The organism is Metabacillus herbersteinensis (genome assembly GCF_042433335.1).
Taxonomy (GTDB): domain Bacteria; phylum Bacillota; class Bacilli; order Bacillales; family Bacillaceae; genus Metabacillus; species Metabacillus herbersteinensis.
Genome location: NZ_JBHLVO010000007.1, coordinates 61,313 through 73,334 on the forward strand (window position 1 = coordinate 61,313; position 12,022 = coordinate 73,334).

General features: G+C 33.0%; 9 protein-coding genes. All 9 read right to left on the bottom strand.

The window, feature by feature from the left end; translation table 11 throughout:
* Window positions 1-15: 15 nt before the first annotated feature.
* The 9 genes from ACFFIX_RS10810 to ACFFIX_RS10850 all read right to left on the bottom strand — a co-directional run bounded on the left by ACFFIX_RS10810 (window position 16) and on the right by ACFFIX_RS10850 (window position 11,819).
* Window positions 16-1,392: a sugar phosphate nucleotidyltransferase gene (locus ACFFIX_RS10810; RefSeq protein WP_378933733.1), complete on the bottom strand. Its 1,377-nt coding sequence runs from the start codon at window positions 1,390-1,392 to the stop codon at window positions 16-18.
* A gap of 470 nt (window positions 1,393-1,862) precedes the next feature.
* Complete coding sequence (locus tag ACFFIX_RS10815; RefSeq protein WP_378933736.1) at window positions 1,863-2,438, bottom strand: methyltransferase domain-containing protein; 576 nt, start codon at window positions 2,436-2,438, stop codon at window positions 1,863-1,865.
* Window positions 2,439-2,962: 524 nt separating this feature from the next.
* The gene (locus ACFFIX_RS10820; RefSeq protein ID WP_378933739.1) at window positions 2,963-4,435 is read right to left on the bottom strand and encodes a hypothetical protein; all 1,473 of its coding nucleotides are present in this window, start codon (window positions 4,433-4,435) and stop codon (window positions 2,963-2,965) included.
* Window positions 4,436-4,658: 223 nt separating this feature from the next.
* A complete protein-coding gene (locus ACFFIX_RS10825) occupies window positions 4,659-6,146 on the bottom strand; it encodes a class I SAM-dependent methyltransferase (RefSeq protein WP_378933741.1) in 1,488 nt (495 codons plus the stop codon).
* 28 nt (window positions 6,147-6,174) lie between these two features.
* Window positions 6,175-7,011 carry a class I SAM-dependent methyltransferase gene (locus tag ACFFIX_RS10830; RefSeq protein WP_378933744.1) on the bottom strand — a complete coding sequence of 279 codons (837 nt, stop codon included), beginning with the start codon at window positions 7,009-7,011 and terminating at the stop codon, window positions 6,175-6,177.
* 47 nt (window positions 7,012-7,058) lie between these two features.
* Window positions 7,059-7,847: a putative capsular polysaccharide synthesis family protein gene (locus ACFFIX_RS10835; protein ID WP_378933748.1), complete on the bottom strand. Its 789-nt coding sequence runs from the start codon at window positions 7,845-7,847 to the stop codon at window positions 7,059-7,061.
* A gap of 25 nt (window positions 7,848-7,872) precedes the next feature.
* A complete protein-coding gene (locus ACFFIX_RS10840) occupies window positions 7,873-9,192 on the bottom strand; it encodes a UDP-glucose dehydrogenase family protein (protein ID WP_378933751.1) in 1,320 nt (439 codons plus the stop codon).
* Window positions 9,193-9,661: 469 nt separating this feature from the next.
* Window positions 9,662-10,858, bottom strand: a complete 1,197-nt coding sequence (gene pseC / locus ACFFIX_RS10845; protein WP_378933753.1) for a UDP-4-amino-4,6-dideoxy-N-acetyl-beta-L-altrosamine transaminase — start codon at window positions 10,856-10,858, stop codon at window positions 9,662-9,664.
* A complete protein-coding gene (locus tag ACFFIX_RS10850) occupies window positions 10,851-11,819 on the bottom strand; it encodes a dTDP-glucose 4,6-dehydratase (RefSeq protein ID WP_378933756.1) in 969 nt (322 codons plus the stop codon). The genes pseC and ACFFIX_RS10850 overlap by 8 nt, the downstream gene beginning before the upstream one ends.
* Window positions 11,820-12,022: the final 203 nt, after the last annotated feature.

Sequence of the window (12,022 nt, forward strand, 5' to 3'; positions counted from 1 at the left end):
GCTCTCCTTTTTCGATCATTCTTCTTTAAGCATGTTTACAATTTCTTCCCATTCTGTAGTGATGAGCTCAATGTCTTCTTCTATAAGTTCGCTTCCAATCTGTACTTCGATAAGTTCTAAATCCGTATGTGCTTTTAATGCATGTTTTACATTTACCGGGATTTGTACAACATCCCCAGGTTTAACAAACTTCAGTTCTCCTTCTATAACACTCTCTCCCTCACCTGAAATAATTGTCCAGACTTTAATTCTTTTAAAATGTTTTTGATAACTAAAGTTGCTTCCTGAAAAAAGACCTAAATGTTTGGTTAATATTTTTTGATTATCTACATAATTTTTATAATGAAGTACTTTATACCAACCCCACCTTTTTTCCTCGTACATCGGTCTTTGTTCAAATTCAACTAAATATTCCTTTAACTTTGTATTTGGCCATTTCCCTGTCACTAGAATTCCATCAGGGCTGGCTGCGACTACAGCATCTGAAATTCCAAAAACAAGAACAGGGATATCAAGCTCATTGACTACGTGAGTATTATAGGACTTTTCACAAACTTTCCCTTTTCCTGTAACATGGGTTTCCATTTTCTCGGTTAATGTATCCCAAGTTCCTAGGTCTTTCCAATAACCATTATAAGGAACCATTGCCACCCTTTTTAATTTCTCAACAACTTCATAGTCAAAACTTACCTTTGGTAAATTATTATATTGAGTCAATAATTCTTTATAGTGACAAGGCAAGTTTTTATTTTGTAACAAAGAAATCATAAAACCTAATTTAAAAGCAAAGATTCCACAGTTCCAAAAGGCATTTTGCTTAATTAAAAGACTGGCTTGCTCTTCAGACGGTTTTTCCTTAAAATGACTTACTTGGTAAAAAGTATAATTATTAAGTGTAACTTTCTTTTCAGGGATAATATAACCATATTTTTCAGAAGGATAAGCTGGCTTAACACCAACGAGAGATAAATCGATATCTGCATATTTAAATACTTGCTCCAATTCCTTTACTTTATAAAAAAAATGATCCTCTACATAAGAATCCACAGGTAATACAATCACTACATCATCCAAACTCATATCCATAAAAGAATATAGATATGATGAAGCCAGTGCAATTGCAGGAAAAGTATCACGTCTTTCAGGTTCAAGAATAAGCGGTACACTAGAACTGAGTTGATTTAATATAATATCTTGCTGGGCTAAACTTGCGGATATTATAAATTTTTCTTTTAATCCTACTTGTTCCAATTGCCGGCAAACCCGTTGAAACATTGATTCTTTTTGTCCTTTCAGATTTTTAAGAACTTTTAAAAATTGCTTCGAACGGGCCTCATTTGATAATGGCCATAAGCGTTTTCCTGAACCACCCGATAATAAAATGATTTTCATGTTTATAACCCTTTCATCATCCTTGTTTTTTAACATTTTCCAAATCGATAGCTCTTTATTAGAAATATTCTTTATTAAGCTTCAACATGACACTTTTAACATTATGATATAAATAACTTTTTTAGATTCGATGAAAATGCTTATTAACATAAAAAATAAGGAGGGAAAAATTCAAGTGTAATTGTCATACTGGTAGTTCAGTAGATTCATAACTCTATAAACTATGCTGCCCCCTCTGTCATCGCTGGCCCTTCTGTTTTTTATAAATTTCACAACTCTTTGTTTATAATCTTTATCATTAAATAACCCTCTAAGGTTGATCCTTATTGATATCATGAATGGAAAGTTGTGAAGAATTTACTCATGGATGTAAAAAAAACAACAGGTACCATAAGGTTACCTGTTAGTGTTTTATCAATTTCTTTTTGGTTACTTAATAAACAATCGCATTTTCAACCTTCAATAAATTCTTAATTATCATGTTCATAAATAAACTCTTTTGGTGTTTTTGAAACTTTCCTGCCATACACCCAACAACTTAAATAAGCCTCATGGAGCCTACAGTTTGGGTCATCTTCCGATACTATGGAAGCTGGACAATCATATCCGCTGTTTAGTACGTTAAATCCCATTTCAGTACCAACTAACGCTTTCAGTGCTTCTGTTGAAAATCTGCAATAATCATATGGAAAACCATGTAATGGAAATGTTTGGGGCGCTTGTAAAGCAAGTAACCCATTCACCTTCAATGCTTTCAAGATTTCATGTGCAGCAAGAAAAGGATATTTAATGTGTTCAAATGTTGCACAAGTTAAAATGATGTCAAAGCTCTCTTCTCCAACTACTTTCGACAACTCGTGAACATCTCCTACAATATCCACATCTAATCCTTCTTGATAATCTAAACCTACATATTCCTTGTAATCATTAAACAAATCCTTACGTACTGTTGACGGGTTTAGCCCAACCCTTCTAGTACCTATTTCAAGAATTCTCGGTTTTTCTATCTGATTTGCCAATGGTAAAAAATCAAAAAAATCACTCATAGTCTGCCTCCATTTTTGAATAAAGAATTAGGCGATTTGTAAAAGCCTACAGTAAATGAAATTATTCATTTTCCCCTGTAATAAGTAAGAACAATCTAACCATGTAAAGATACAATGTTTTTCTAATAATTTACAAAAAAAAATATAATCTAAGGTTTCCATGTTTAACAAATCCACGTCTCTTATTTTTAAATCAAACGATATACTGTAGACTATGAATCTTTTATAATAAAGTGTATGGATATTTCCAAAAAATTCCTATTTAATTATTAGGTATCGAAGGCAAATCCAATGATAACTTTATGAAAATGAGAACATTTTTTGAAAAAATCGAATTAAAAAAATGTCAAAGTGGTAGTTTGAAATTCTAAGAGGTTATACCAAATACTTAGAGGTAGTTTAAGAAGCCGTCGTTGGAAATGGTATAAAACCGAGTATTTTCAGTCTCCTGTTTACCTCATATTTTTAACATGAATAAACTATTGTTATTTCCAGATCCTTTGATGCTCAAAATCTGTTTTTAATTAGTATTGATATGCTGGAAAAAAATTTTGGTGTTCTTTATATCCTAATTTCACCAGTTGGTCTTTTATTTCTTGATAAAATTGTGAAGACACTAAAATTAAAATTTCTTCTTTATTTTCATCCAATAATTTTTCAACAGAATAAATTTCAATGTTATTTTTCATTTCACCAACTTTTTCATGATCATTATCCACAAAATATTCTGGCCTGATATTATAAGCGTCAAGAATTAATTTCGTAAATAGATCGTACCCGCTCCCCGCACCAAATACCACAACCTTCTTATTATTTACATTTTCTTCAAACCATTTTAGCCCCATTTCTTTTTGTTTGTTTTTATCACCTTCTTTAAGATTATTTTTTTGAGTTTCTTTTTCAATTTCTTTATGAATCTGGTTTATCCTTTTAAGCCATTCACCAGTGTTACATGATTCATAAAACTCAAATTTTTCCGAGTCAAAGTGGGACTGTTTAATCCCTTTTTCATTAATCACATATTCTTGCAACATATTTTTCCGAAAACCCCAGTTTTGATCATTAAATATTAAAGGCTTTCTCTCAATATGCATTTTGAGTGTAAGGTCTAAATACTGACCATATTCTAATGACTGAATATCTTTTGCTGTTAATCGTTTTAATAATTCATTTTGGCCTTCCAAGGACCATCCAGCAATATGATCAATATGAAAAATGGGCTCATGCAACACTTCTTCTTCTATTCCATGATGATAAGCCATATGTTCAAATATTCCGTCAATGTACATAGAAAATAAATCAAGCTCTGGATAACCGTGTAATTCGTTCCAATGTTCCCAGGCCATTAGCTGGAAATCACCACATGCATTTGTATGAAGTGGAACTGAAAAATAATCTTTTTTGTTTAGTTCATGAACATTTTCAGGATAAATCGGGTATTTTTTATTATTATTTATGTCTTTAGTTCCGTATTGTTGATTGATACGAAGTACATTTGATTCACAATACTTTAATCTCTCATCATGAGATGAATAGACTGGAATATCATTTTTGACGTCATACCGGTCTACACGATACATTTTCCCTTTTTTTAACTTGCCTGAGGCAAAAACCTTAAATAACTCATCTGAAAATAGAACATCTACATTCGTGGCTAATATAAAATCCCCTTTTGCACGGCGTATCCCTACATTTTTTCCGATCATTTGATATAATGGGAGATTTTTAGCATGTTTATAATTTTGATGAAGTTTTTCTGGAACTTTAATAATGCGAACGAAACAGTATTTATGATTTTGGGGCCATGACAGCGATTCAGCTAATGGTGGACGATCTTTTGGGGGGTTCCACTCAACTATGATAAGTTCTACTGGATATTTGTATTTTTCGGATTGAAAAAAAATACCTTCAATAAATAATTGCATCCTATAGGTCATATCACCACCGTGATTATCATTTCGTGTTACCGCCACTATACTAAGCTCAGGTGAATTCAATAAGTCCCCCTCCTCCGTTTTTATTTTAAAAAAATAGATCACACCCTTATGCCATTAGGAACATCTTTCTGAATTAAAAATTTCACTCGTTACTTTTAGTATTAACAAATCTGAACTGGAATTATTTGTAATTTACACTTGACATGAAAATGATTTGTGTAACAATATTTTGCGGAGATTTCAAATGCCGTGCCATTCATTGTATTGCATTCATAAGCTACGCCTAAAAGTCTAAACGTTTTTGCTTGTATAATAATTCACTTGAAAGAGACGATTTATTAAGAGGAATTTTCGAAGCAACAAATACTGACCTAGATAAACGTTCACAATTAACTACTGGCCATTCTTCAGGAAATTCAGGATGATTAGGTTGAGATTTTGTCAAATAGACATAAGGAAAAAATTTCTTCAATTCATTCATTATCCAATCCCTTCCTGGTCTACACCCTTTTCCGTGATAACTTTGATTTAAGTAATCCTTATTCTCTTCAACTATATTAATTTTTTCGTTATCCACGAAATTAACACATGTTTCAATTAAAAAGTATTTTTCACAAACTTTTGATAACTCTTTGATACAAAGACTAGGGTCATTTAAATGATAGAGAGTTCCATAACAATATACAATATCAAACTTTCCGAACTTTTCATGACTACCTGGAACAATTAAATCTGCAATTTTCACTGCTCTTGAGGGATATCTGCTTAAATGTTCTTTAACATTTTCTTCTCTGGCGTCAGTTGATAATACATCACAATTTAATTTTTCAAAAAAAGCTGTATGTTCTCCAACACCAGTTCCAACCTCCAAAACTTTAGAATTCGCCAGGTCTAATCCCAGGGAAGCAAGGTGAACTAACCTAGCCTTGTTAATCATTTTGGCATTTGGCTCATAAAACACAGAAAAATTCGGATTTGTTTTTACATTATTACATTTTTTTCTTATAAGGCCCAAAGGTCTCAATCCATTTTTTCCTTTTGGAGGAACCCGTGGAAAATTCCAGATAAAATATTCTCCAATTTCATTTTTAAATTCACTGTTTAAAAATTGATGGTATGATTTCCAAGTGTCGGGACACCATGAGAAATGCCCATTAAATTCATTGGGATCGTGCAAATCATCACATAAAATGACTCCCCCTGGTTTTAAAAACCTCCAAAACGTTTTTAAATCATTTAATAAACCCTCTTCAGTATGTTTTCCATCGACAAACACCAAATCAAAATTCTCTTGCTGCAGAAGCATTACCAGCTCTGGTATTTCGTGCCATTTTGGTACATTAAGTCCGTTGTTTTCATTATCTCCATTGCTATTTGGTTGAGTATTTGCCTTAAAAAAACGTACTTTACTACAAGAAATATCATTTTTTTTACACCAACTATGAATCTGTTTTTTTGCATATTCAATATTATTTTTTGAGCTCCCTAATTGGTCACCATAGATACCTAAATCTAATGTAACAAATAAATCCAATTTAATAGTTGCTTTAAGAAAACTAGCCGCACTCATCCCAAATGCTGTCCCAATTTCCAAAATTCTAAGCGGCTTTAATTTTTCCGTAATGCCATAAAGGCATGAATAATAGTTGGTTATCGCTGACTGCGACAATTTCTCCCAGGGATGTCCGCTTAACATTTCGAATTCCTCAAAAATTTTATAACTGCTTATCGGAGGATCCTTTTCAAGTTCCTTACAAAGGTGAATGAGCACTGAACTTTCCTCCTAAAACTTTTTTGAACTATTTTAATTTTGATGTAACACATAAATGCCAACCAAAATTCCGTTCTAAAAATCGAAATAATGATTTTGGCAAATATTGAAAATACCAAATTTTTTTATACTCATATTGCTTGTATTCCGATATAGAATATGGAAATATATGATCAACCCTTAAATCTTGAATGTCAAAGCCTTTTAATAATGATTGAATCGATTTTTTCGTATAACTATAAGTAACAGGACATCCTGTCTGTGCTTCTGAATAATTAGCAACCCATTCATCTAATTTTGAAAATTGAAACTTACCATAAGTAAGTAGTATCCATAACACTTTCCAGGAGTTTCGGTTATATACCATTATTTTAAACTGACTATCTTTCCCCATATATTTACGAATTTCTGCAATTGCTTTATCAGGCTGCGGGGTATGATGAATAACTCCAAAAGAATAAACTAAATCATACTCTTCGATCGGCACAGATTTAGAAAGTTCCTCTGCATTTGCATGATAAAAGTTTACATCATAACCAAAAACATCAGCACGTTTTCGAGCTAATTCCAGTGAGTTTTCAGATAAATCCACAGCCGTTACCTTTGCGCCAGCACGGGCAAAATTAATTGTATCCGTACCGATACCACACCCAATCTCAAGTACTTTTTTACCTCTCCATTTGTCAAACTCTGCAAATAGAGGAATATGTGGTTCGACAAAATACTTTCTTGCTTCAACTTCATTAAAATAATCTTTTGTCCCTATCTCCTTAATTGAATGCCTAATGTTACAAGGACGTGCATTCCAATAGGACCGTACTTCATCTATATTTTTATTTGAAAAAGAATTTGAACTACTAATCATAAAAATTCAACTCCTAAGGTGAAAATTCATTATGTTGAAAACTTGGTTTATACTTCCCTCCACCTTTTTCGAAACTGTTTTATTTCCTCTTCACTATAGAAATGTTTGATATACCTTGAGTTGTAAATTTTATCAAGGTCATCTTTTTTAAAGATATTATGGGTTTTGAACTTTACATACGCATCATAATAATCCTTTTGTGAAGCCATATTCTCATTTTGAAGCTTAAAATTTTCTATTCCTAAAAAATCATAAAAAGCGTCCTCAGCGCATTTATTTAAGTCCTCTAACCTTATTAGAAGTAATTCAACATTATTATTTTTATAAATTTTATATCCTTTTTCTTTACAAAAATCATCATGAAAAACGTCAATACAAAAAACTGTTTTTATTTCTGTGTCAAGCCAACTTGCAATATGCTCCAATGGTGGATGACCATATATTTGTAAATAATGGTTTATCGTTTTATCATTTATTAACCTAGCATTATATCGTTTGACAAAATCATCAAAATGATAATGTATATTTTGAAAAAAACCAGCCACACTTTGGGATAGGGGATCCCTTACTAAAGTAATCACCTTCCACTCAACTTTATCCGTATCGGATAATAATTTTGTTAAATACTGAGCATCTTTTATACCTGGATACAAAGGTATACTAAAACGCCTGCAAAACTCTATTTCAAGATTAATTCTTTTTTGAGTTAGATGGTGTACATCGTAAATTTTATTTTTAATTGAGTTATTCAAAGAGTGTACTATTGTTTTTGATCCTACTTTTCCAGCTGTATAAACAAGTATAATTGTAGAATCTTTTAATACCGTATTTGTCATCAATATTCTCCTTTAATTTAATAACCTATTCTTTCCCTATTCCTAATGCCACATAGTTAAATCGGCTTACTTTTGAAAGCTCTTTTAGACTTCTCCAGCTATCTAACAAAAGCACATTTTCGTTTGCAATTTTGCCTACTTTATCCCAGTCCACTTCTTTGTAATACCCCCAATTTGTTAACAAGACGATTGCACTTGCTCCTGCGATACAATGGTAAATGTCCTCACAATAATCAATATCATTTCCCAGTTGCTCTTTTGCACTATCTAAAGCTTTGGGATCATGTAACGCAACCTTAAACCCTGCACGTTGCAATTGCTGTGCGAATGTAATAGGTTGAGAGTTTTCGATAATGTGAGTCCCTGGCTTATAAGAAATTCCTAATAAAGAAACTTTCTCGCCCTTATTTACATTTTCTTGAATGATTCTGTTCAACCGATCTACAACATTATGATTAATCTCGGTCACTTGTTTTCCAAGTCTGGCTTTTACCCCAAATTCATCCGCAAATGCTTGAAATGCAAGATTATCCCGTGGGAAACATGGGCCTCCGAAGCCTAATCCACCATTCAAGTATTTTTTTCCCACACGTGAATCCTCTCCGATTGCATCGGTAATGATATCAATATCTGCACCGGGTACTTTTTCACAAATCGAGGCCAGTTCATTAGCAAAACTAATTTTCATCGTTACATAACAATTCAAGCTGAGTTTTGTTATCTCAGCATTAATCAATGACATTTTGGCGATAGATGGAGAGCTCTCGCATGTTGTAACATATAATTTCTCCAATTGATCTGCTGCGTATTGATCTGAAGCGCCAATTAACACCATATCAGGATATAAGAAGTTTTTGATTACTGAACCCAGCGCAATAAATTCAGGATTATAAACTAGGCTGAAATCTTTTCCACATGTTTTTCCCGTCAATTTTTCGAGCAAGGGTTTAAATACTTGATCAGAACTTCTAGGCATTACTGTGGAGACAACATCAACAATATGATATTCTGCTTTGTCTTTTAAGTAAGGCGCTATAGCCTTCAATGCTTGTTCTATATATTCATTATTAAATCGATGGTCCTTGTTACTAGGAGTAGGTGTGATGATTAGTGTGATGTCAGAACCATCTACTGCTTCCTTCATGTCTCTTGTAATTTTTAAATACTCCCATGATTTTTCAAGCAATTCTGGCAGACCTGCCTCATCGATTGGACAACGTTTTTGCAACAATTCATTCATTATAAAGTCATTTTTATCAAGGCCGATAACACTATGCCCTTTTGACGCAAAGCAAGCTGCTGTAGCTAGACCTAATTTTCCTAATCCAATAACCGATATATTCATTACTTTCACGTCCTCGCTTTTCCTCTAAAGTCCCTCTATGACTTATATTGAAATGTCTTCCAACCATCTTTGTTCCAAATAATCGCACTCTTTTTTAATTTGTTATTTTTGGTTCATATATGCACCAAGTTTTCGATCAAGAAAATGTGCTTCATCCTAGTTATTTCACATTATGACATGTACGTATCGTATATTCTTTTAAACAGAAAAGGATTTTTAAACTTAAGCAAAAGGTTATTTAAGATTTATCCTCGAAGGGAATGTTTAAAGGGGATAATCGGCTTTTTGATGGCTTCATCACTAGAAAAATGAAGGAAAAAGGACAAAATAACAGAAAGTGCACAGTGAAAAAGTTATTTTAACAATTTGATAGGTAAATAGTTCGTCTCCTTAATAGGATTAAAAGTTCAACGCAGCTCAAGGTTAAACTGTTGAGTTTTATTCAAATATTACAATCCTTTTTCGGGACCTATTTTGAAAAACATAAAATAACCTTCTTTACCGCATGTATTACATCTTTAATATCTAATTCAGACATTGATGGAAATAATGGTAACGTAAGGATTTCTTCATATAATTTTTCAGCAATCGGACAAAGTCCCTTTTCATAACCAATTTCCCGATAGTAAGGATGATAATAAATTGGAATGTAATGTACATTGACTCCTATGTTCTCAGCTTTTAATGCCTCAAAAATTCCCTTTCGTCCCACTGTTAATTGGCTGGTATTTAAGCGGATAATATATAGATGCCAACTGCTTGATCCTCTTGTATCTTGGTAAGGAACCTGCAATTGTTTGATATCCTTAAATGCTTCATTATACATTTCAGTGTAATGCCTTCTTATTTCTACAAAGCGATCTATTTTTTTTAATTGGCTTATACCTAGGGCTGATTGAATGTCTGATATACGATAATTATATCCAAGTGTTTGCATTTCATAGTACCAAGGGTCATGATTTTCTATGAGTTTTTCTTTTTTTCGTGTTATTCCATGATTTCTAAATAGAACAAGCTTTTCGTAAAGTGTCCTACTATTGGTAGTAATGATGCCTCCTTCACCAGTTGTAATATGTTTTAATGGATGAAAGCTAAACATTGTCATATCACTAATACTTCCAATTTTTTGATCATTGTAACTAGCTCCAAATGCATGTGCAGCATCTTCTATAACAATAAGGTTTTCATTTCTGGCAATCTCCAAAATTTCATTTAATGCTGCTGGACTTCCAGTAAAATCTACTGGAATGATCGCTTTCGTTTTATTTGATATTACCTTTTGTATTTCTAACGGTGAAATATTATAAGTTTGCGGATCAATATCTGCAAAAACCGGTGTTGCTCCTTGGTAAAGAATACAATTTGCACTCGCCGCAAAGGTCATTGGAGTGGTAATTACTTCGTCATTCTTTCCGATATCGCATGCAAAACAGGCGGCATGCAAGGCTGCCGTACCACTCGAAAAAGCGACTGAAAATTTTGCATCTACATAGTTCGCTATTGCATTTTCGAATTCAACTATTTTTGGCCCAGTTGTTAAATAGTCGCTTTTTAACACTGATATAACTGATTGAATATCTTCTTCATCTATTGACTGTTTACCATACGGCAGGTAAGAATCCCTTACTGGCTTACCACCATGAATAGCTAGGTTTTCTTTACCCACCTGTGCTCCCCCTTGTTATTTGGAGATGCTTTGACTTAATCCACTTTTCTGTCCTTTTTATTCCCTCTTCCATATTAACCTTTGGCTCCCATCCCAATAACCGTTTTGCTTTGTCATAGTTGCACAGCAGCTTGGGAATTTCACTTTGAGGATGAGGATGCTGAACATGTTCTATCATTGATACATCCTTTATAATTAATGCTGCTAATTCATTTACAGTTATGTCACGGCCGAGACCTGCATTTATAATTTCTCCATTAACTTTATTCGAGTAACCTGACTGAACCACAAATCGGGCACAGTCTTCTACATACAATAAATCTCGGGTCTGTGTACCGTTCCCATAAACATAAAGCAGTTTTCCATCTAATTTCTTTTTAATGAAAATTGACACTACTCCTCCTTCTCCACCAGTCTTTTGATAAGGTCCGTAAGTATTGAAAGGTCTAATTACAACGGTTGGAAGATTGTAAGAATAATAATAGGAGAGTACCATATTTTCTGCGGCTATCTTTGCAGCAGCGTATGGAGAGACTGGTTTTATAGGATCAATTTCTTTAATCCCATAGGGTGATGATGCGTGTCCATATACCATACACGTGCTCACGAATACCAATTTAACTTGGTGTTTTTTACATTGTTCCAAAATATGAAACGTACCAACTGTATCATTTTCAAAGGTTGCTTTTGGGTTCTCAATACTGTCTTGTACATCGATGCTTGCCGCAAGATGGTAACAAAGATCAAAGTTGTTTAAAAAAAGAGTTTCTAACAATATTTGATCCTTTATATCCCCTTCTATAAATCCCTTAAAACAAGAATGTTTTTTTAGATTTTCAAGATTTTCTTTCAGACCATTAGATAGATTATCTAAAACCCATACTTGGTGATCATCGTTTAACAACTGCTTAACTACCCATCTCCCAATAAAACCTGCCCCACCTGTAACCAATATTTTCATATTGTTTATCCACCTACCTTATTAATAGATAGTTTGATCTTGGCTTTACCAATCCTTTGCTTATTCTCATACTCCTGAAACACGTGATATTTTTCATTTTTTTATATTGCCTTATATATAGGTATAAAATTTTTGATGTTTCTAGCTTTCCGTAAATTTTATGTAGGATAAATAGTTGTATAATATACGCATCCCCGAAAACC